Raw genomic sequence first — 22,233 nt, 5'->3', positions numbered from 1 at the left:
TGGTTTGATCACGACTCTCATCGGAAGTCGTGATCGAACGATGCGCCGTATTTCTCTGGTGCATCGACACTTCAAGATTAAGGACCGAATATGCCTCCCAAGAAAAAGGTAGCCGGCCTCGTCAAGCTCCAGATTCAGGCAGGTGCCGCTAACCCGGCGCCTCCGATTGGTCCGGCGCTTGCCCAGCACGGCGTCAACATCATGGAATTCTGCAAGGCCTACAACGCCGCAACGGAATCCCAGCGCGGGAACATCATTCCCGTCGAGATCACTGTGTTCGAAGACCGTTCGTTCACTTTCATTCTCAAGACCCCACCGGCTGCAGAACTCATCAAGAAGGCTGCAGGCGTGAAGTCAGGTTCGGCCACTCCTCACACCGACAAGGTTGCTCACCTGAGCGCCGATCAGGTTCGCGACATCGCGAATGTGAAGATGCCCGACCTCAACGCCAATGACCTGGATCAGGCTGACCGCATCATCGCCGGCACTGCTCGCTCCATGGGCGTGACCACCGACGTCAAGGGCTGAGACCAGACATTTCACTGTGGTAGGGCTCGCGCAGCCCGGACCACGACTGCAAGGAGAGAAGCAGATGGCAAAGCGTTCAAAGGCCTATCAGGCCGCGGCAGAGAAGATCGCCGCAGATGTGACATACGAACCGGCTCAGGCAATCGCACTGGCCAAAGAGACCACGGTGGCCAAGTACGATGCCACCGTCGAGGTCGCCCTCCGCCTGGGTGTTGACCCACGTAAGGCGGACCAGATGGTGCGCGGCACCGTCAACCTTCCGCATGGTACCGGTAAGACCGCTCGGGTCCTGGTGTTCGCTGCCGGCGACCGTGCTGAAGCTGCCCGTGAAGCAGGTGCTGACTTCGTCGGCTCCGATGACCTGCTGGAGAAGGTGGCCAATGGCTTCACCGACTTCGACTCGGCTGTTGCGACCCCTGACATGATGGGCAAGGTCGGACGTCTGGGTAAGGTTCTGGGTCCTCGTGGCCTGATGCCGAACCCCAAGACCGGCACCGTGACCATGGATGTCGCCAAGGCCGTGACCGAGATCAAGGGCGGAAAGATCGAATTTCGCGTCGACAAGCACTCGAACCTGCACTTCATCATCGGAAAGGTCTCCTTCTCCGAGGAAGCGCTGCGGGAGAACTTCGAGGCGGCCATCGACGAGATCGTGCGTCTGAAGCCGAGCTCGTCGAAGGGCCGCTACGTCTCGAAGGCAACCGTGACGACATCGAACGGTCCTGCCGTTCCGATCGACTCTTCGTCGATGCGCGTAGTCTGATCCCTTTGAGGGATTGAACCGCGTTCAGCAGTTCTGGGCGGGAAGTGAGCGATCACTTCCCGCCCTTTCTGTTCCCCGGCAACCATCATTCGGCCTTGCCCGGAGGAGGTATCGCGGATAGATTGTGATCACTGAAGACCACTGTGTGCCAACCGCCGATGGGGGTGGACAGCTCCGCCATGCATTCGACTCCGCTACTTCGCGATGATTATCAGCGCATCGTCCGTCGTGCCCATGACAATCTGGCATCACTGACCGCTCCGGAGAGTTCGGGCCCGGGAGTCCGCCCCGCCGTCCTCGAGTCCTGGAATCGATCCCTTGGCCGTCTTCGTGATCCGGGTGGAGTACGTGTGCGCATGGCCTATGAGGCCGATCAGCTCGCCGAGGTGAGGCGCCGTCATCCGTTCCACTCCATCATGGGCCTGCTGCAGTCGCATCTGATCGAACCCGCCAAGGAGGCAGGGCTGCTTGTGGCGCTCGGTGATGAGCAGGGGCGTCTCCTGTGGGTCGAGGGTGAGCGCGCCGTCCGCAGCCGTGCCGAATCCATGGGCTTCCTGCCAGGCACTGACTGGTCGGAGGACGTGATGGGAACCTCCGCCCCCGGACTCGCTCTGCGCTCGCGCAGTGCCGTGCAGATCAGTCAGGCCGAGCACTTCTCCGCAGAGGTGCACTCGTGGAGTTGCAGTGCAGTGCCCGTGACCCATCCGCTGACCGGTCACGTCCTTGGCATCATCGACGTCACCGGCGGCGATGACGCGGTATCGTCCATCGTCCTGCCGTTGCTGAACTCCACGGCTCAGGCCGCCGGCGTCGGATTGTCGAAGCTCTACACCCCGGACTCCGGTGGGCTGTCTGTCGGTACCGGTGACGGTGCCTACCTCGAAGTCACCGGGGCTCGTCCCCAGCTATCGGGCCCGGATGGCACCCGAATCACGCTGTCGGGACGACATGCTGAGATCCTGCTGCTCCTGGCGCGCAACCCCGGCGGCATCAGCAGCGCCGGGCTCGCCGACCGGCTGTGGGCGCTCGGTGGAAGTGAAGTCACTGTCCGGGCGGAGATCGCGCGTCTGCGCAGAACGATTGACCACCTCGGCGACCTGCGCCTTGATGCCCGCCCCTACCGACTGCGGGGAGACATCGACAGCGACGTCGAACGCACGCACCGGGGCCTGGCCCAAGGGGACGTCGAGACCGCGCTCAACTTCTATCAGGGGCAGGTGCTGCCCGAATCCGATGCGCCCGGCGTTCGGGAGATCGGTGCTGAACTGCAAGCGCTGATTCGGGAGAGTCTGCTGCAGAATGGAACTTGGCAGCAGGTGTGGCGCTATGCGGGATTGGCCGAAGCTCGCGAGGATTCGGAGGTGCTGATGTCGGTGCTGCGCCTGGCCCCACCCGAAGCACCCGAACGCAACGCGGCCGTCGTGCGACTCGAGGCCCTCGGATACTGAGTCCGAGGAGCTGCAACTGGCAGCTCTTCCTGTGTGATGCAACCCACTTGCAACGTTGCCTTGCGTAGCGTGTGGAGCAATCGGAGACAGACATCCGATCGCCGAATACGCATCAAAGGAGTTGCAATGACTGTTTACGCTCAGCCTGGTCAAGACGGATCGCTCGTCACCTACAAGTCACGGTACGAGAACTTCATCGGCGGACAGTGGGTCGCTCCCGTCAATGGGAACTATTTCGAGAACCCGACGCCCATCACGGGTAAGACGTTCTGCGAAGTGCCCGCCAGCACCTCGGAGGACATCGAGCTCGCACTCGACGCCGCGCACAAGGCGGCTCCGGCCTGGGGCAAGACCTCACCCGCGGAACGCGCCGTGATCTTGAACAAGATCGCTGACCGGATCGAGGAGAACCTCGAGATGATCGCGGTGGCGGAGACTTGGGACAACGGCAAGGCAGTCCGCGAATGCCTCAACGCCGACATTCCTCTGGCCATCGATCATTTCCGCTACTTCGCCGGGGCGATCCGGGCGCAAGAGGGCGGCCTCTCGCAGATCGATGACGACACGGTGGCCTATCACTTCCATGAGCCGCTCGGCGTGGTCGGCCAGATCATTCCCTGGAACTTCCCGATACTCATGGGCGTGTGGAAGATCGCCCCAGCGTTGGCAGCAGGCAATGCCATTGTCCTCAAGCCTGCCGAACAGACTCCGGCCTCGATCCTCGTCCTCATGGAACTCATCTCGGACCTGCTTCCCGATGGAGTCCTCAACGTCGTCAACGGCTTCGGCCTCGAAGCGGGCAAGCCCCTGGCATCGAACAAGCGGATCTCGAAGATCGCGTTCACCGGTGAGACGACCACGGGCCGCCTCATCATGCAGTACGCCTCGCAGAACATCATCCCGGTCACCCTGGAACTCGGTGGTAAGTCCCCGAACATCTTCTTCGATGACGTCAATGCCAAGGATGACGCCTACTGGGACAAAGCCCAGGAAGGCTTCACCATGTTCGCCCTCAACCAGGGCGAGGTCTGCACCTGCCCGTCCCGTGCACTGGTCCAGGAATCGATCGCCGATCCCTTCCTCGAGGCGGTTGCGGAACGGGCGAAGAGGATCGTGCAGGGCAACCCTCTCGACACCGACACGATGATGGGTGCGCAAGCCTCGAACGACCAGTTCGAGAAGATCATGTCCTACCTCGACATCGGAAGGCAGGAGGGCGCCGAGGTGCTCACCGGTGGAGCCCGGGCGGACCTCGGCGGGGACTTGTCCGGCGGCTATTACGTGCAGCCGACCATCTTCAGGGGCAACAACAAGATGCGAATCTTCCAGGAGGAGATCTTCGGCCCTGTCGTCTCGGTAGCCACCTTCAGTGACTACGACGACGCCATCTCCACCGCGAACGACACTCTCTACGGATTGGGTGCCGGAGTCTGGTCGCGCAATGGCAACACCGCCTACCGCGCGGGCCGCGACATCCAGGCAGGTCGTGTGTGGGTCAACAACTACCACGCCTACCCGGCGCATGCGGCCTTCGGCGGGTACAAGGCCTCAGGCATCGGACGTGAGAACCACCTGATGATGCTCGACCACTACCAGCAGACTAAGAACCTGTTGGTCAGCTACTCGGAGAACGCGCAGGGCTTCTTCTGAGCAGAAACCGCTGCACCGCACCAGAAGTGCTGCGATAAGAGAGACCACCACAGAGATAGAGAACATCGTCACAAAGGAGCGAATGATGACAGAAATGAAAGCAGCAGTAGTTGAGGGATTCGGACAGGATCTCGTCGTCGGAGACAACGAGATCCCCGAGCCCGGACCCGGCCAGGCATTGGTCAAACTCATCGCCTCGGGGGTCTGCCATACCGACCTGCACGCGGCACACGGCGACTGGCCGGTCAAACCGAAGGTTCCTCTCATCCCCGGCCACGAAGGTGTCGGAACCGTCGAGAAGGTCGGGCCCGACGTCACAGATGTCAAGGTCGGGCAGATGATCGGAAACGCCTGGCTGTGGAGCGCCTGCGGAACATGCGAGCACTGCCGTCAAGGGTGGGAGACGCTCTGCGAGCAGCAGGTCAACGGCGGTTACGGAATCGACGGATCGTTCGGTGAGTACATGCTCGTCGACACGAAGTTCGCCGCCATCATCCCGGAGGGGTCCGACCCATACGAGATCGCACCCGTGCTGTGTGCCGGCGTCACCGTCTACAAGGGACTCAAGCGCACCGAGGTGAAGCCTGGGCAATGGGTCGTCATCTCCGGCATCGGCGGGCTCGGCCACATCGCCGTGCAGTATGCGGTGGCGATGGGGATGCGCGTCATCGCCGTCGACGTCGCCGATGACAAGCTGGCGCTGGCGAAGAAGCACGGAGCGGAGATCACGGTCAATGCCTTTGCTGAGGAGCCGGCCGACATCATCCAGGAGAAGGTCGGAGGCTCACACGGAGTGCTTGTCACAGCGGTGCATCCGAAGGCATTCGGGCAGGCGATCTCGATGACCCGCCGAGGCGGCACGATCGTCTTCAACGGGTTGCCTCCAGGTGAGTTCCCGGCTCCCATCTTCGACATCGTCCTCAAAGGACTGACGATCCGCGGTTCGATCGTCGGCACCCGTCAGGACATGGTCGAGGCGTTGGAGTTCTACGCGGCAGGCAAGATCCATCCGACTTACAGCAAGCGTCCGCTCGAGGACATCAATGCGGTCTTGGAGGAGATGATCCACGGCAAGATCGACGGTCGAGTCGTCATCGAATACTGACTCGATACGGTCTCAGCCACCTTCCGGGCGCTGAGCAACCTCTCTGCAGGTTGCTCAGCGCCCGCAATGTTGCCAGGCTTGTCGTAGAGGTCGAGATCCGCAGAGGGTGAGATCGGCAGAGCGAGCGATGTGTCCAGCATCTCTGCGGTCGATTGGACTTGCCGCGCGGACCTTCGATAGACTTCAAATACCCAAGACCGTCGGTCTTTTCGGAATCAACAGGATTCGCAATCGAGTTCTGTTGCCCGCAAAACGAAGACTCCACTGGAGTGACCTGCGCAGGTGAGCACGAGATTCTTCCGATGAGGTCCTATGATCTCATCATCCGAAGCGTTTCACGCATGCCTGCGTGGAGCGCTTTTTTGGTGTTGGGACACGATCGGCGACTGTACGAAAGGAACTACCATGGCGAGGCCAGACAAGGCAGCCGCAGTAGAGGAGATCAAACAGCAGTTTGAGAACTCCGACGCTGTGTTGCTGACCGAGTACCGCGGTCTCACCGTTGCGCAGATGCAAGATCTGCGCGTTTCACTCGGTGAGAACGTCAGCTACGCCGTGGTAAAGAATACGCTCACTGCTATTGCAGCCAAAGAAGCCGGAATCAACGATCTCGATGAGTTCCTCAACGGACCCACCGCGATCGCATTCGTCAACGGTGAACCACCTGAGGCTGCCAAGGCACTGCGTAACTTTGCCAAGGCGAATTCTCAGCTCGTATTGAAGGGCGGCCACTGGGATGGTGCCGTCCTCAGTGCTGAGGATGTCAACAAACTCGCCGACCTCGAACCTCGCGAAGTGCTGCTTTCAAAGGCAGCTGGTGCAATGAAGGCAAGCCTCCACCAGGCGGCATACCTGTTCACCGCTCCGATGGTCAAGGCCGTGCGCACTGTCGACGCTCTCCGCGAGGAGCAGGACAACGCGCCTGCTTCGAACGACTGAGCATCACCCCATAAACCCGGTCGCTCAACGTGACCACCAAAGGAAGGACTGGCCACCATGGCTAAGCTCACCCCCGAAGAGCTCATCGAAGGTTTCAAAGAGCTCACCCTGATCGAACTCTCGGACTTCGTCAAGAAGTTCGAAGAGGTCTTCGAAGTTGAAGCTGCTGCACCTGCTGCCGCAGTTGCCGCTGCTCCTGCCGCTGGCGCAGAAGAAGCTGCTGAAGAGCAGACCGAATTCGACGTTATCCTCGAATCGGCCGGCGAGAAGAAGGTTCCTGTCATCAAGGAAGTTCGTGGGCTCACCTCCCTCGGACTGAAGGAAGCCAAGGACCTCGTCGACGGCGCACCGAAGGCCGTCCTCGAAGGCGTGTCCCAGGACGTCGCCGACAAGGCCAAGGAAACTCTCGAGGGCGCGGGCGCAACCGTCACCCTCAAGTGATTTCGACGGCAGCAGCCTGACTGCTGCCGCATCGAAGAACCCCACAGCCGATGCTGTGGGGTTCTTCGCATTCACTGTCCGAGTCAGCGATGTTACAAGACCGCAACATGCTGAGATTCCAGGCTGAGAGCGCCCTGCCCTATTCTTGAGTGGTGACTGACAGTACCATCGAGACCACACTGCTGAAGAGGCTGAGCTCCGCGCTCCGAGACGCCTGGCAGAGCGATCCTTTGTATATCGATCCGATCATTGCTCCCGGGCTCACTGACAGTCAGAAGACGGCGGTCGAACACGCTTCGGAGCAAGCAGAGCAGTCGGGCATTGCGCAGTACATCGCGATCATGCCGCCCCTGCCGAACTCGGAGGAGGCCGCATGGTCCCGTTTCTCTTCTGATCTGGCATATTCCATGCATAGAGACAACGGCGAAGAGCAGACCATCGTCCTCTTCAGCCAGGCAGATGACGCCGCCCGGTCCTACGCCTACTTAGTCGATGCGAACGGACCTGCGATACCTCCGGGATCGGACTTTCTCGCCAGGTCGACCAGTGGCGATTTTCTGCCGGTCGAACTGGCCGTGCCGTATCAGCTGCAGATTCTCATCGCGGCAGCCAACGGTACCGAGCCTCCGGCCCCGCCGGACTTCGATACTCGTGATGCCGGCGATCCCAGCGAGGACTACATCGAGGCCACCGGGTTGGACAACGGCAACCCTGATGTCCTCGTCTTCTCAGCAACGGCCGTTGCAGCCCTGGGACTGAGCGTCTGGGTGCTGCGCCGCCGTGCGAAGTACTCCTGGCGGAACTCGCTGACGACGAAGCCCGATCCTGTCCGGTCGCAGCAGCTGCGTGAGCGTGTGGTCAATGCGCTCGAACCGCTTCCCGAGCCGGACGACCCCACCGAGGAGATGTGGGTGCTGTACGACCGCGGACGTCGAGTGCAGCAGGCGCTCCGCGCGCTCATCGAGGCTCATCCCGATTGGGCCGACAGCGTCGACTTCGCGCACCGCTTCGGTGTCGAGAACCTGCTGTCCACGCACAAGTGGGTGCGTGCTCGGTTACGCGGATCGAGCAAGGCGGGGCCCGAGGCGCCTCGATTCTGCTTTCTCTTTCCCCACCATCGGAACAAGATCGAACAGTTCGCCCTCAAGCAGCAGGGAACCACGCTCACGGTCGACATGTGCGATCACTGTCGGCGCGAAATCAACGACGGGCACGAGCCGGAATGTCTCATGGTGCCCAAACGGCCCGGTTCGAAGAAGCCCGTGCCCTATTATCAGCGCTCCGATATGTATGCGCTGTCCGGCTTCGGCAGCTTCCAGCCGCTCGAGGACGCTGTGCTGGAGTCCCTGGGCTCTGCCTCGGCCTCTGCGACGGGAGGGCGAGGGTGAACCAGGCAGCGAAATTCGGCGCGGCAATTGTCATCTTCGGTGCCGTGGCAACCGGTTCGGCGATCTACAGCCTCTCCGAATTCGATGAGGCCAGGGACGCACGCATCGTCGCGGAGAAGGGCGATACGATCACGGTCGACTCGATCTATCTCGATCGCATCGAGGGACGATACGACCCGGACTACGACCCGAGCCGGTACCAGACGATCGCAGAGTCCCTGCAGTCCGATCCGGTCTATATCGATCCCTATCAGGCATTCCAAGTCGATGATGAGAGCCTGGCGACGATCCGAGACGAGGTCGAGGGCCTTGACATGCCGATCTACGTCGCGATCCTGGCCGTCTCGCAGGTCGATGATGCTGATGGACAAGCAGACCTTCTCGCTGCCCGTATCGCCACGGAACTGCCCGACGAACGTGCCACCGTGGTCGTTGTCGGGGGCGTTGGCGCCGAAGGTGTTGCCGACAAAGGAGCCGTCCGGCGGATACCCATCTCGGCCGCGGACACCGACTTCGAGGATAATGATTCTGCCGTCGCATTGGCCTATGTGCGAGCGCTCAAAGCAGTCGAAGTCGAAGACGCGCCCCCCGGCGGCTCGCGGAATGTCGACGAGGAAGGGCAGCCGATCGTCGTTGATGAGGACACCTCCACCCCTCCGAAGGCACTGGCCTATTCGAGTGGCGCGGCGGTAGGGGGTGCCGCACTCGGACTGATCGTCGGTGGTGGTCTGGGAACCGGGGGCGCGCTGGGCTGGAGAGCGTTCAAGAAGAGGAAGAAGAATTCGTGACAACTGATGCACAGCAGATCGCCGAGGCACTCAAGGACGACCCGTTCCACATCGACGGGGCGCTCGAGGGCACCCTCAATGCGGATCTCGTCGATCAAGCTCGGGAGACGGCGGAGGGGCTGGACTACGACGTCTACGTCATCGCCGTCGACGAGCATTCCCTCGACCGGGATGTGTTGGAGCAGATCAAGGTATTCAACGGAGGCGAAGGCTCGTTCATCATGATCAATGGTGAGTCTCAGCTCGCGGTCGATGTGAATTTCGAAGACAATCACGACTTGCAGATGCAGGTGATGGACCAGATGTCAGTTGCCCGCGATGAGTGGAACCACAGCTCGCCGTCGACGACGAAGCTCAACATCCTCCTCGACCTCTATGCGAAGCCGCAGGAATACAAGCAGGAGGAAGCCGTCACGGGGCAGGAAGCACCCGGCAGCGAGGTTCAGACCGTTGACGGATCGGGGTCCTTCGCATCGATGTTCCTCGGCGGGGCAGTGCTCATCCTCGCGCTCGTCATCGCCGGAATCTGGTTCACCCGCTCGCTGCGGAAGCGACGCGAGGCGACTCGAGCACAGGAGCAGTTCCAGCTGCCCGATCGGCTGCTGAACCGTGTCGATTCCCTGCAGCGGAAGTCACTGCGCGAGACCATCAATGCCGACACGACGCAGCTCGCAGAGCAGATCGAGGATCTGCAGACGCAGAACCTGGGAACAGAGGACGCCGAGCAGGTCGAACGCGGCCTCGACGCCTATCAGATCGCACGGCGGATCGTCGATGACGACAGTTCAGAACGCATCGATCTGGCCGGAGCTATGGTGCTCCTGCGACAGGCAGGACGGGAGATCGCCGAGGTGGGGCCAGGCGGGCATAAGAAGCGCAGTTCCCGTTCCGGGAGCAGGCTCCCCGAAAGCCTGTGCACGATCAACCCTCTGCACGGTGAGGCACAGGCACGGACGCGAGTCGGTGCGAACTCGACGAACGTCCGCGTGCCAGTGTGCGGCTCCTGCCTGCAGGACCTGCGCGCAGACAACCAGCTGCAGTGGATCTTCGACGGTGACCGCCCCTATGTCGAAGGCACGAGTGTCTGGGCGCAGACGCTGTTCGGCGCCATCGGTTCGGATCTCGTCACTGCACTCCATCGGCAGGGCAGATGACCTGCTCGCGGGGGAGCCTCCGGTCATGGTCACCGGGCATGGCACGGGCGGGCAGAGCCACCTCGGCGTCGGCCTGATTCATCCGCAGCCCATCGATGTCGGCAAGCTGACGTTCGAGGAAGCCTCGGTCCACGGGCACTCCGTGTCCGGGCACGAACACGGTGGCCTCGTTGAACGAGAGCAGGGTCCGGAGGCTGGCCACCCATTCGCTCAGTGAGGCATCGTTGCCCGCCTGTGGGGGATCGCCTTCTTCGACGAGGTCACCGGTGAACACGATGCCGGCATCGATCAGGCGCACGACGAGGTCCGCCGTGGAATGACCGCCCAGAACATGGAACTCGACGCGGCAGTCGCCGAGGTCGATGGTCGAATCTGACCCCGGCGCATCGACGGGGGTGACGTCGACGAAGAACGAGCTCGGGTCTTCGGGGAGCTCGGATGCGAATTCTGCCGTCTCGGGCGCAGTGCGGACGGCGTCGAGGGCGATCCACGCGGTCGCCTCCTGGTCTCGAGCGAACGATTCGGAAACGTGGAAGGTCTCGACACCTGCCGCGGCCAGTGTGGCGTTGCCGAAGAAGTGGTCCCAGTGGTCGTGGGTGATTGCGGCATCGATGGGATAGTCCCGGCCAGTCACTTCGACGCTCAGTTGCTGGGCTCTGCGGACCAATCGGTCCGCGGCGCTGGGTCCGGGACCCGAATCGACGATGAGGCTGCGGTGGGATCCGGTGATGATTCCGCAGTTGACCGCGGCCGGATTCTGAGAGAGAACACTGACATTGACCATGGGTGCAGTCTAGAATGTCCGCTCATGGAGATCACTCACATCCCTGCCGGATCTCGCAGCGCCGCTGACATCGACGAGGTCCTCGCCGAGGTGGTCGACTTCGCCACCATCATCAACCGGGCTTCGGGACTCGGTACCGATTTCGATCCCCGGTCCGACGAAGTACGGCAGGAACTGCTGTCGGACGACGGCTACGTCACGCATCAGACGTGGATCGGTCGCCTCGGCGGGGCCATCGTGGCCACGGGCATCGCCTATCTGACGCTTCGGGACAACCTCGACCTCGCTGACGTGTGGTGCTCGGTCCACCCCGAGCTGCGCGGGCAGGGGCTGGGCTCCGAACTGCTCGCTGAGATGGAAGCAAGCCTGGCGGCACAGGGGCGCACCCAACTGACCAGCTATTGCGAGATTCCGACTGCGACGCGCGACGCCGACCTGCGCGGTGCCCACCTCGCGGCAGAATCCGGAGCGGGCAGCGTGACCGCCGCTCAGCCGGATGTTGCCTTCCTGAGCCATCACGGCTTCGCATTCAAACAGCTCGAACGGTGCTCCGTGGCGAAGACCGCGACAGCTGCGAAGCTATCCCGTGTTGACCTCAATGCCGGCTACACGATCGAGACCTGGACCGGGCCGACTCCTGAGCACCGGCTCGAACAGATCGCCTTCCTACACCAGAAGATGTCCACGGACACACCAGATGCCGAGGAGCTCGGCGAAGAAGAGTCCTGGGATGCTGCGCGGGTCCGTGCCCTCGACGCGAAGAGGGAGGAGAATCGGGAACTGGTTGCCACCGCCCTCGCGCTCAAAGGGGAGAGCGCCGCCGGCTTCACCGAGGTCGCCCACTTCGACGATCGCCCGAGGGTGGGTTGGCAGGGGTCGACCCTCGTGGTGCGAGACCACCGCGGTCACGGACTTGGAGCGGCGCTGAAGATCGCCAACCAGCAGGCGGTGGGGGAGTCCACCCAGGTGGAGCGGATCTACACGTGGAACGCGGTGGAGAACTCGTGGATGCTGGCCATCAACGACCGGGCGGGATTTGCAACGTGGGCCTGGGTCGGTCTGTGGAAAAAGCGTCTTGCATGACTTGACCGATTGCTATAGGCTTGATATTTGCGTTGATCTGCCTGTGGCGTGCCTTCATATAGCGGGGGGCACCTCATTTCCACTCAAGTGAACCACGTTGTCGCCCGGTGTCGAAATCTGACACTCCAGCGGTCGGTGATGTGACTTCGGGTGGGCAGTCGACCTATCAATTGGTGAAGCACTCGGAAGGATCCCATTGGCCGCCGCCAACGATAACACCAGGACCGCTAACGCCCCCAAGAGAATCTCCTTCGCGAAGATTCGCGAACCGCTCGAGGTTCCCGATCTGCTCGGTCTGCAGACAGACAGCTTCGATTGGCTCATCGGCTCGGAAACGTGGCAGGACCGCGTCGCCGAGGCCATCGAAATCGGAGACGATTCCGTCGCCACCACCTCGGGACTCGAAGACATCTTCGAAGAGATCTCACCGATCGAGGACTTCGGTGGATCGATGTCGCTGTCGTTCCGGGAGCACCGGTTCGAAGCTGCCAAGTACTCCATCGATGAGTGCAAGGAACGCGACATGACCTATTCGGCGCCACTGTATGTGACCGCCGAATTCATGAACAACAACACCGGCGAGATCAAGAGCCAGACGGTCTTCATGGGTGATTTCCCGCTGATGACCGACAAGGGCACGTTCATCGTCAACGGCACCGAGCGTGTGGTCGTCTCCCAGCTCGTACGTTCGCCCGGCGCCTACTTCGAGTCCAGCGTCGACAAGACCACCGACAAGGACATCTTCACTGCGAAGATCATCCCCTCCCGTGGCGCGTGGCTGGAGTTCGAGGTCGACAAGCGCGACCAGGTCGGCGTGCGCCTCGACCGCAAACGCAAGCAGTCCGTGACCGTTCTGCTCAAGGCCCTCGGCTGGTCCGAAGCGAAGATCCTCGAGGAGTTCGGGGAGTTCGAATCGATCCGCGAGACCATGGCCAAGGACACGGTCAACACCCAGGACGAAGCGCTGCTCGACATCTACAAGAAGCTGCGCCCGGCAGAGCCGGCGACCGCTGAAGCGGCACGCAACCTGCTCAACAACCTGTACTTCAACCCCAAGCGCTACGACCTGGCCAAGGTCGGCCGCTACAAGGTCAACCGCAAGCTGGGAGTCGATGCACCGCTGAGCGACTCGGTCCTGTCGACCGATGACGTGGTTGCGACGATCCGCTACCTCGTGTCCCTGCACGCCGGCGTGGACACCGCCAAGGGTGTCCGTGACGGCGAGAACATCGAGCTCAACGTCAAGCTCGACGACATCGACCACTTCGGCAACCGTCGCATCCGTGCGGTCGGCGAACTCATCGAGAACCAGGTCCGCACGGGTCTGTCTCGCATGGAGCGCGTCGTTCGTGAGCGCATGACCACTCAGGACGTCGAAGCGATCACACCTCAGACCCTGATCAACATCCGCCCCGTGGTGGCTGCGATCAAGGAGTTCTTCGGCACCTCGCAGCTCTCGCAGTTCATGGATCAGAACAACCCGCTCGCGGGTCTGACCCACAAGCGCCGCCTGTCCGCTCTGGGACCTGGTGGTCTCTCGCGTGACCGTGCCGCCATGGAAGTCCGTGACGTCCACCCTTCGCACTACGGACGTATGTGCCCGATCGAGACTCCCGAAGGCCCGAACATCGGCCTCATCGGCTCGCTGGCCTCCTACGCCCGCATCAACCCGTTCGGCTTCATCGAGACGCCGTACCGCAAGGTCGTCGACGGTGTCGTCACCGACGAGACCGAGTACCTGACCGCCGATGATGAGCTCGAGTTCAACATCGCGCAGGCTAACGCCCCGTTGACCGAAGAACAGCGCTTCGCTGAAGTCGAAGTCCTCGCACGTCCTAAGGGCGGCGGCGGCGAAGCCGAGCTGGTTCAGTACGACACGATTGACTTCATGGACGTCTCCGCACGTCAGATGGTCTCCGTCGCGTCCGCGCTGATTCCGTTCCTCGAGCACGATGACGCGAACCGTGCCCTCATGGGTGCGAACATGCAGCGTCAGGCCGTGCCGCTGGTGATGTCGGAGTCCCCGGTCGTGGGAACCGGCATGGAATACCGTGCTGCTGTCGACGCCGGCGATGTCATCACCGCCGACCGCCCAGGTGTCATCACCGAGGTGTCGGCCGACTTCGTCACAGTGCTGGCTGACGACGGCACGATGCAGACCTACCGTGCCTCGAAGTTCAAGCGTTCCAACCACGGAACCTCGTACAACCAGCGCATCATCGTCGACGAAGGTGATCGCGTCGAGTCGGGCACAGTCCTGGCCGACGGACCGTCGACCGAGAACGGTGAGATGGCTCTGGGCAAGAACCTTCTCGTGGCATTCATGTCCTGGGAAGGCTACAACTTCGAGGATGCGATCATCCTCTCCCAGCGTCTCGTTCAGGACGACGTTCTGTCCTCGATCCACATCGAGGAGCACGAGGTCGATGCTCGCGACACCAAGCTCGGTGCCGAAGAGATCACCCGCGACATTCCGAACATCTCGCCGGATGCCCTGGCCGATCTCGACGATCGCGGAATCATCCGCATCGGCGCCGAGGTCACCGATGGCGACATCCTCGTCGGCAAGGTCACCCCGAAGGGTGAGACCGAGCTGACTCCGGAAGAGCGCCTGCTGCGCGCGATCTTCGGAGAGAAGTCCCGCGAAGTCCGCGACACCTCGCTGCGGGTGCCCCACGGTGAGATCGGCACCGTCATCGGCGTCCGGGTCTTCGACCGTGAGGACGACGACGAGCTCTCGCCGGGCGTCAACCAGATGGTCCGCGTCTACGTTGCCCAGCGCCGTAAGATCACCATCGGTGACAAGATGGCCGGTCGTCACGGCAACAAGGGTGTCATCTCGACCATCCTGCCCGTTGAGGACATGCCGTTCCTGTCCGACGGAACCCCCGTGGACATCATCCTCAACCCGCACGGTGTTCCCCGCCGTATGAACATCGGACAGGTCTTCGAAGTCCACCTCGGATGGATTTCGAAGCAGGGTTGGAAGATCGAAGGCAGCCCCGAGTGGGCAGCCGACCTTCCCTCCGCTGCCCGCGAAGCCGAAGCCGGAACCAACCTGGCGACTCCGGTCTTCGACGGTGCACACGAGCAGGAGCTGCGCGGACTGCTGGATTCGACGACTCCCAACCGCGATGGGGATCGACTCATCGATTCCTCGGGCAAGGCCCAGCTGTTCGACGGTCGCTCCGGCGAACCGTTCCCGTACCCGATCGCTGTCGGCTACATGTACATGCTCAAGCTCCACCACCTCGTCGACGACAAGATCCACGCGCGTTCGACCGGCCCGTACTCGATGATCACCCAGCAGCCGCTCGGTGGTAAGGCGCAATTCGGCGGTCAGCGCTTCGGTGAGATGGAAGTGTGGGCCCTCGAGGCCTACGGTGCGGCCTACACGCTGCAGGAACTGCTGACGATCAAGTCCGATGACATCCCAGGCCGCGTCAAGGTCTACGAAGCCATCGTCAAGGGCGAGAACCTGCCCGATCCGGGAATCCCCGAGTCGTTCAAGGTCCTCATCAAGGAGATGCAGTCCCTGTGCCTCAACGTCGAAGTTCTGTCGTCGGACGGAGCCGAGGTTGAGATGCGTGACGGCGAAGACGAGGTCTACCGTGCAGCTGAAGAGCTGGGCATCGACCTGTCTCGCCGCGAAGCCCAGACCGTAGAAGAAGTCTGAGGACTTCCACTTCAACCGACACAACTTCGCGATGAACGAGATGTTCATCGCCAGGAAAGAGGATTTACGTGCCTGACGTCAATTTCTTTGATGAGCTACGTATCGGTCTTGCCACTGCGGAATCCATCCGCGGCTGGTCACACGGTGAGGTGAAAAAGCCTGAGACCATCAACTACCGCACACTCAAGCCCGAGAAGGACGGACTCTTCTGCGAGAAGATCTTCGGACCCACTCGTGACTGGGAGTGCGCCTGCGGCAAGTACAAGCGCGTCCGCTTCAAGGGCATCATCTGCGAGCGCTGCGGCGTCGAGGTGACCCGTGCCAAGGTTCGCCGTGAGCGCATGGGACACATCGAGCTGGCCGCACCTGTCACTCACATCTGGTACTTCAAGGGTGTTCCCTCACGCTTGGGCTACCTGCTGGACCTGGCGCCGAAGGACCTCGAGAAGGTCATCTACTTCGCCGCCTACATGATCACCACGGTGGATGAGGACTCCCGCCACCGTGATCTGCCCAGCCTGCAGAACAAGATCGACATCGAGAAGCAGCAGATCGGCACCCGCCGTGACGCCGACATCGATCGTCGCGCCAAGAAGCTCGAAGAGGACCTGGCAGCACTCGAGGCCGACGGCGGTTCCGCCCCGGCCAAGAAGAAGCTGCGCGATGTCGCCGAGAAGGAAATGGACAAGCTGCGCAAGAACGCCGACCGTGAGGTCGACCGCCTTGAGCAGGTGTGGGATCGGTTCAAGAACCTCAAGGTCAACGACCTCGAGGGCGATGAGGGCCTGTACCGCGAGATGTTCCACCGCTTCGGCCTGTACTTCACAGGCGCCATGGGCGCCGAGGCGATCCAGAAGCGTCTGCTCGAGTTCGACCTCGATGCCGAATCCGAGAAGCTGCGTGAACTGATCGCGACAGGCAAGGGCCAGCGCAAGACCCGCGCCCTGAAGCGTCTCAAGGTCGTCAACGCGTTCCTGACCACTGACAACAACCCCGAGGGCATGGTCCTCGATGTTGTTCCTGTGGTGCCGCCCGAACTGCGCCCGATGGTGCAGCTCGACGGTGGACGCTTCGCCACGTCTGACCTCAACGACCTCTACCGTCGTGTGATCAACCGCAACAACCGCCTCAAGCGTCTGCTGGACCTCGGTGCTCCCGAGATCATCGTCAACAACGAGAAGCGGATGCTGCAGGAAGCCGTGGACTCACTGTTCGACAACGGCCGTCGCGGCCGTCCTGTGACCGGACCGGGCAACCGCCCGCTGAAGTCACTGTCGGACATGCTCAAGGGCAAGCAGGGACGTTTCCGTCAGAACCTCCTGGGCAAGCGTGTGGACTACTCGGGCCGTTCGGTCATCGTCGTCGGTCCGCAGCTGCACCTGCACCAGTGTGGTCTGCCCAAGACCATGGCTCTGGAACTGTTCAAGCCCTTCGTGATGAAGCGCCTGGTCGATCTCAACCATGCACAGAACATCAAGTCGGCCAAGCGCATGGTCGAGCGTCAGCACCCTCAGGTGTGGGACGTGCTCGAAGAGGTCATCACCGAACACCCGGTGCTGCTCAACCGTGCACCGACCCTGCACCGCCTTGGCATCCAGGCATTCGAACCGCAGCTCATCGAGGGTAAGGCCATCCAGCTGCACCCCCTCGTCTGCTCGGCGTTCAACGCCGACTTCGATGGTGACCAGATGGCCGTGCACCTGCCGCTGAGCCCCGAGGCCCAGGCAGAGGCACGCGTGCTCATGCTCTCGGCCAACAACATCCTCAAGCCTTCGGACGGCAAGCCCGTGACCATGCCCTCACAGGACATGATCATCGGTCTCTACCACCTGACTTCCGTGCGCAAGGGTCTGGCCGGCGAGGGACGTTCCTTCACCGGCCTCGGCGAAGCCATCATGGCCTTCGACCGGGGCGAGCTGGACCTCGGTTCGGTCATCACGATCCGTCTTGAGAACGTCGTTCCCGGCGACGATCTCGAGGTTCCCGAAGGCTGGGAGGCAGGCGATCCGCTGGATGTGGAGACCACACTTGGTCGTGCACAGTTCAACGATTACCTGCCTGCTGACTACTCGTTCATGAACTCCACGATCGACAAGAAGGCACTCAGCCGCATCATCAACTACCTGGCTGAGGAATACCCCAAGGTCGATGTCGCGCAGACGCTGGACAACTTCAAGGCCGGCGGCTTCTACTGGGCGACCCGGTCGGGCATCACCATCTCGATGTCCGATGTGGTCTCTCCCGAAGCCAAGACCGAGATCCTCGACAACGCCGAGGCCTTCGACACGAAGGTTCAGCAGCAGTACGAACTCGGTGCGCTCACCGATGACGAACGCCGCAACGAGCTGGTCAAGCTGTGGACCGAGACGACTGAGAAGGTCGACCAGGTCATGCGGACGAACTTCCCGGAGGAGAACTCGGTTCTGCGTCTGGTGGAGTCCGGTGCATCCGGTAACTGGATGCAGGTCCGCCAGCTGGCTGGCATGCGTGGACTGGTGACGAACCCGAAGGGTGAGATCATTCCCCGACCGATCGTCTCGAACTACCGTGAGGGACTGTCGGTGCTGGAGTACTTCATCGCCTCGCACGGTGCTCGTAAGGGTCTGGCCGATACCGCTCTGCGTACCGCTGACTCCGGTTACCTGACCCGTCGCCTCGTCGACGTGTCGCAGGACGTCATCGTCCGCACTGCTGACGCCGACTCGAACAAGGGCATCACCCTGCCCGCGGCCGAGCGTGACCACGAGGGCAAGCTCGTGCCGCACGAATATGCGGAGACGAGCCTCTACGGGCGACTCACGGTCTCAGACGTCTCCGACACCGATGGCAACGTCATCGTGCCGGGCAAGACCGACGTGACCGCAGAGACGATCGATACGCTGGTCGCCGCCGGGATCGAGGAGCTCAAGGTTCACTCCGTGCTCACCGCTGATTCCGATACGGAGATCTCGGCCATGCACTACGGGCGTTCGATGGCCACCGGAAAGCTCGTCGACATCGGCGAAGCCATCGGCACCGTCGCAGCCCAGTCGATCGGTGAGCCGGGAACCCAGCTCACCATGCGTACCTTCCACACGGGTGGTGCGGCGGCGTCCTCGGGTGACATCACCCAGGGTCTGCCGCGTGTGACCGAGCTCTTCGAAGCTCGCACACCGAAGGGATTCGCTCCCATCGCCGAGGCGACCGGACGTGCCAAGGTCGACGACAGCCGCAAGACCCGCTTCGTCGTCATCACCCCTGATGACGGCGGCGACGAGATCGAGCACGCAGTCTCCAAGCGTGCCCGTCTCATGGTCGAGGACGGACAGAACGTCAAGGCCGGCGAACAGCTGGTCGTCGGTGCTGTCGATCCGAAGCAGGTGCTGCGCATTCGTGGTCGTCGTGAGGCCGAGCGCTTCCTCGTCGAACAGGTGCAGAAGGTGTACCGCTCGCAGGGCGTGGGCATCCACGACAAGCACATCGAGGTCATCGTCCGGCAGATGCTGCGTCGCGTGACCGTGATCGAGTCGGGCGACACCAACCTGCTGCCCGGTGAGCTGGTCGACCGTGGGCGTTACCAGGGCGAGAACCGCCGTGTGGTCGCCGAAGGCGGCCAGCCGGCATCGGCCCGTGACGAACTCATGGGCATCACGAAGGCCTCCTTGGCCACCGATTCGTGGCTGTCGGCCGCGTCCTTCCAGGAGACGACACGCGTCCTCACCGAGGCCGCCATGGAAGGCAAGTCAGACAGCCTGATGGGTCTCAAGGAGAACGTCATCCTCGGTAAGCTCATCCCTGCGGGCACCGGCCTGCAGACACACCGCGACATCGTGGTGGAGCCGACCGAAGAGGCGAAGGCCGAGATGTTCACGAACAGCTACGGCGACTTCTACGCAGGCATCGGGTCCGATTCCGGATCCGCCATCCCGCTGGAGGACTACGACTACGGCGCCTTCAGCTGAGGCGCGACGTCTGAGTCGACACCCTGCCGCTGAGCCATCCAGCTGAGCCGACAGGCATAGCAAGAGGGGCACCCACCTGATGGTGGGTGCCCCTCTTCGTGATTCACCAGCAGCTTCTGCGAACCCACGAGCAAATACATTGGGACAGAAGTTCCTCGGACTATGGCACTGAGCCCCGTCAGAAGAGCAAACGGTCGGTAAGCCCTGGTCGAGTATCTCGAGTTATTCGACCAGGACATACCGACCGTTTGCCTGCGACCGCTTCTGTGAGGCGCGTCTTAGTCGGCGGCCTCGTGTGCGTCTAGCCGAAGAGGACTTGAGCCTCTTCCCAGCGCTGGAGCGGAACAGACTTGAGGCGATCGACGGCTGAGGCCATGTCGACCGAGTGGATCTCCGTGCCCTTGAGGCTCGCCATTTTGCCCCAGTCGCCATTCTGCGCCAGATCCGCCGCGGCCATGCCCAGCCGTGTCGACAGGACACGGTCGTAGGCGGTGGGGGAGCCGCCTCGCTGCAGGTGCCCGAGGATGGTGGCACGGGATTCGATCCCGGTGATCTCCTCGATCTTCGGTGCCAGGAAGTCCGCGATTCCGCCGAGGCGGGTCCGTCCCTTGTTGTCGACACCGCGGTCTGCGACCTGTTCGTCGAGACCTTCCGGGATGAAGCCTTCGGCCACGACGACGATGGGAGCACGGCCGCGGTCCCTGGCCGAGGTCACCCATTCCTCGATCTGATCGAAGGAAACTGGGAACTCGGGCATGAGGATCGCGTGGGCACCACCGGCCATACCGGCGTGCAGGGCGATCCAACCGACGTTGCGACCCATGACCTCGATGACCATGCACCGATGGTGGGACTCGGCCGTGGTCCTGAGACGGTCGATCGCCTCGGTGGCGATGGCCTGGGCGGAGTCGAAGCCGAAGGTGTAGTCGGTGCCGCTGAGATCATTGTCGATGGTCTTCGGGACGCCGATGATGTTGAGCCCCTCCTCGGCCACGAGTCGCGAGGCACCGGCCAGCGTGCCCTCGCCGCCGATCGCTATGATCGCATCAATGCCGTGGGAAGCCATGACCTCGCGCATCCGATCCGGTCCGCCGCCCTCATAGGGGTGGGTGCGGGACGTGCCGAGGATGGTGCCGCCTCGGCCGGAGAGCCCACGAACGTCGAGCATCGACATGTTGAACACGTCGTCTTCGAGCAGACCGCGCCACCCGTCGCGGATCCCGACGAACGTATCGTCGTGGGAGCGGATGCCCTTGCGGACGATTCCGCGAATGACCGCGTTGAGTCCGGGGCAGTCGCCGCCGGAAGTCAGTACGCCTATCTTCATTCCAATTGCCCCTGATCCTTTGCTCGGTAGCCTTTGGCCAAATGCACTTCGTGGCCCGCCATGAGGGAAACTCCCTTGAGAATCAGCGTCCCGTTGGATCCGTCGCCTTTGGCGGATCCGCGGATCTCATTGCCGGCCATGATGTTGATCGTGTCGTCGCGGACTCGCACTCCCGGGGGGACATAGATGTCGTGGCCGGCCCACATCGAATACGACGTCAGCGAGACTGTCACTCCGGGGCCCATGACATCGCAGAGGTCGACGTTGTCGCCGCCCATCAGAGCGTAGGTGGTGATGTCCGAGGTTCCTGCGGGGACATCGAGCTCGCGGCCCGACATGATCGCGACGGAGTTCATCGGTTCCCCGGAGCCGGGTTCGGCCACCGGTGCCAAGGTAGTGGGGCCGCTGTGGCGAGCGAGCGTGGTGCCTGCGGTCGTACCCCCGCCGGTCTGTCTCTGTAAGGACATATAGAGGTCGTGGCCTTCGGGAAGATCCACGATGAGGGGCAGAAGCTCATCGAGGTACTTGGCGGATATCGCCTCGTCCTGACGTTCGGCGGTTTCGTTCGGGTCGAGTCGACCACTGCTGACAGCCTCGGCGATGACGCCGAGAACCGCATCTCGGTCCTTGTCTGAAGCGCGTATGCGCGGCGCGGGAGAGTTCGGGGAATCTTCTTTGGCCATGGTGACCAGTGTAGCGGGGGACACACTTGTGCAGGCGAGAGAAGGAACCGACAAATCCCACAGGCTGGCCACAGATTCGACCAATGGTGGGCATAAGCCGGAGCGGAACTGTTGTCTGCATGAGACAGCACAGCATCGCCTGGCAGGAGTCCCAGGCAGAACCGGCCATCACCCGCACCCGCCCGGTCACGACCGTCGACCTCGTCGTTCCGGTGTACAACGAGGAGTCAGGCCTCGCTGCATCCATCGAGAAGCTGCTCGCTGCGGGCACGGCGCGGTCCACCGAGGTCACGATCATCATCGCCGACACTGCGAGCACCGATTCGACTCCGGCGATCGGTGCGACGCTGGCTGAGTCCACTCAAGTCGGGCGATGCATACAGAAACGAAGATGCCCCCACCGAGTCTGGTGGGGGCATCTTCGTCTGGAGTCTATGGTCATCTACGCGGGAGCTGATTCACTGTCCGGAGTGTCCCTCAGGTGCGCTGCTGGTCTCCGAATCAGTCTGCAGTTCTGAGGGTGAACAGCTGTCCG

At 62.3% G+C, this 22,233-nt stretch carries 17 protein-coding genes; 14 read left to right on the top strand and 3 right to left on the bottom strand.

What is annotated here, in order from left to right:
• The first annotated feature begins 90 nt into the window (after positions 1-90).
• The 10 genes from rplK to BLT92_RS03015 all read left to right on the top strand — a co-directional run bounded on the left by rplK (position 91) and on the right by BLT92_RS03015 (position 10,204).
• On the top strand, positions 91-528 hold the full coding sequence (rplK, locus tag BLT92_RS03060) for a 50S ribosomal protein L11 (protein ID WP_092103075.1): 438 nt from the start codon (positions 91-93) through the stop codon (positions 526-528).
• A 64-nt stretch (positions 529-592) separates the two neighbouring features.
• Positions 593-1,291: a 50S ribosomal protein L1 gene (gene rplA, locus BLT92_RS03055; protein ID WP_092103072.1), complete on the top strand. Its 699-nt coding sequence runs from the start codon at positions 593-595 to the stop codon at positions 1,289-1,291.
• Positions 1,292-1,470: 179 nt separating this feature from the next.
• Complete coding sequence (locus tag BLT92_RS03050) at positions 1,471-2,739, top strand: GAF domain-containing protein (RefSeq protein WP_231938987.1); 1,269 nt, start codon at positions 1,471-1,473, stop codon at positions 2,737-2,739.
• Between the two features lie 126 nt (positions 2,740-2,865).
• Positions 2,866-4,389: an acetaldehyde dehydrogenase ExaC gene (gene exaC, locus BLT92_RS03045; RefSeq protein ID WP_092103066.1), complete on the top strand. Its 1,524-nt coding sequence runs from the start codon at positions 2,866-2,868 to the stop codon at positions 4,387-4,389.
• A gap of 85 nt (positions 4,390-4,474) precedes the next feature.
• Positions 4,475-5,494 carry an alcohol dehydrogenase AdhP gene (adhP, locus tag BLT92_RS03040; RefSeq protein WP_092108716.1) on the top strand — a complete coding sequence of 340 codons (1,020 nt, stop codon included), beginning with the start codon at positions 4,475-4,477 and terminating at the stop codon, positions 5,492-5,494.
• Positions 5,495-5,899: 405 nt separating this feature from the next.
• Positions 5,900-6,433, top strand: coding sequence for a 50S ribosomal protein L10 (gene rplJ / locus BLT92_RS03035; RefSeq protein ID WP_092103063.1), 534 nt, complete (start codon positions 5,900-5,902; stop codon positions 6,431-6,433).
• A gap of 57 nt (positions 6,434-6,490) precedes the next feature.
• Entirely contained in the window at positions 6,491-6,874 is a 384-nt protein-coding gene (gene rplL, locus BLT92_RS03030) for a 50S ribosomal protein L7/L12 (protein ID WP_092103060.1), read from the top strand.
• A gap of 152 nt (positions 6,875-7,026) precedes the next feature.
• Positions 7,027-8,262, top strand: coding sequence for a hypothetical protein (locus BLT92_RS03025; RefSeq protein ID WP_231938986.1), 1,236 nt, complete (start codon positions 7,027-7,029; stop codon positions 8,260-8,262).
• On the top strand, positions 8,259-9,050 hold the full coding sequence (locus BLT92_RS03020; RefSeq protein WP_092103057.1) for a hypothetical protein: 792 nt from the start codon (positions 8,259-8,261) through the stop codon (positions 9,048-9,050). The genes BLT92_RS03025 and BLT92_RS03020 overlap by 4 nt, the downstream gene beginning before the upstream one ends.
• Entirely contained in the window at positions 9,047-10,204 is a 1,158-nt protein-coding gene (locus BLT92_RS03015; protein WP_092103054.1) for a hypothetical protein, read from the top strand. Before BLT92_RS03020 ends, BLT92_RS03015 begins: the two co-directional genes overlap by 4 nt.
• On the opposite strand, the gene BLT92_RS03010 is transcribed toward BLT92_RS03015, so the two are convergent.
• Complete coding sequence (locus BLT92_RS03010) at positions 10,176-10,988, bottom strand: MBL fold metallo-hydrolase (protein ID WP_092103051.1); 813 nt, start codon at positions 10,986-10,988, stop codon at positions 10,176-10,178. The genes BLT92_RS03015 and BLT92_RS03010 overlap by 29 nt on opposite strands.
• Before the next feature lie 24 nt (positions 10,989-11,012).
• On the opposite strand from BLT92_RS03010, the gene BLT92_RS03005 reads away from it, so the two are divergent.
• The 3 genes from BLT92_RS03005 to BLT92_RS02995 all read left to right on the top strand — a co-directional run bounded on the left by BLT92_RS03005 (position 11,013) and on the right by BLT92_RS02995 (position 19,688).
• On the top strand, positions 11,013-12,071 hold the full coding sequence (locus BLT92_RS03005) for a GNAT family N-acetyltransferase (protein WP_092103047.1): 1,059 nt from the start codon (positions 11,013-11,015) through the stop codon (positions 12,069-12,071).
• Positions 12,072-12,267: 196 nt separating this feature from the next.
• On the top strand, positions 12,268-15,747 hold the full coding sequence (gene rpoB, locus BLT92_RS03000; protein WP_092103043.1) for a DNA-directed RNA polymerase subunit beta: 3,480 nt from the start codon (positions 12,268-12,270) through the stop codon (positions 15,745-15,747).
• Positions 15,748-15,815: 68 nt separating this feature from the next.
• Positions 15,816-19,688: a DNA-directed RNA polymerase subunit beta' gene (locus tag BLT92_RS02995; protein ID WP_092103040.1), complete on the top strand. Its 3,873-nt coding sequence runs from the start codon at positions 15,816-15,818 to the stop codon at positions 19,686-19,688.
• 301 nt (positions 19,689-19,989) lie between these two features.
• Here the strand turns inward: BLT92_RS02995 and BLT92_RS02990 are convergent, their stop codons facing one another.
• Together BLT92_RS02990 and BLT92_RS02985 are read right to left on the bottom strand one after the other, a co-directional pair.
• Positions 19,990-21,015 (bottom strand): ATP-dependent 6-phosphofructokinase, encoded by a 1,026-nt coding sequence (locus BLT92_RS02990; protein WP_092103037.1) that lies wholly within the window; start codon positions 21,013-21,015, stop codon positions 19,990-19,992.
• Positions 21,012-21,698: a DUF1707 SHOCT-like domain-containing protein gene (locus BLT92_RS02985; protein ID WP_092103034.1), complete on the bottom strand. Its 687-nt coding sequence runs from the start codon at positions 21,696-21,698 to the stop codon at positions 21,012-21,014. The genes BLT92_RS02990 and BLT92_RS02985 overlap by 4 nt, the downstream gene beginning before the upstream one ends.
• A 119-nt stretch (positions 21,699-21,817) precedes the next feature.
• Here BLT92_RS02985 and BLT92_RS02980 point away from each other — a divergent pair, with 119 nt between their 5' ends.
• Positions 21,818-22,216 carry a glycosyltransferase gene (locus tag BLT92_RS02980; protein WP_157691307.1) on the top strand — a complete coding sequence of 133 codons (399 nt, stop codon included), beginning with the start codon at positions 21,818-21,820 and terminating at the stop codon, positions 22,214-22,216.
• Positions 22,217-22,233 lie beyond the last annotated feature (17 nt).

The sequence above is a fragment of the Brevibacterium picturae genome, from assembly GCF_900105045.1.
In the GTDB taxonomy this organism is placed as follows: domain Bacteria; phylum Actinomycetota; class Actinomycetes; order Actinomycetales; family Brevibacteriaceae; genus Brevibacterium; species Brevibacterium picturae.
This window is presented reverse-complemented; position numbering and strand designations above follow the sequence as displayed.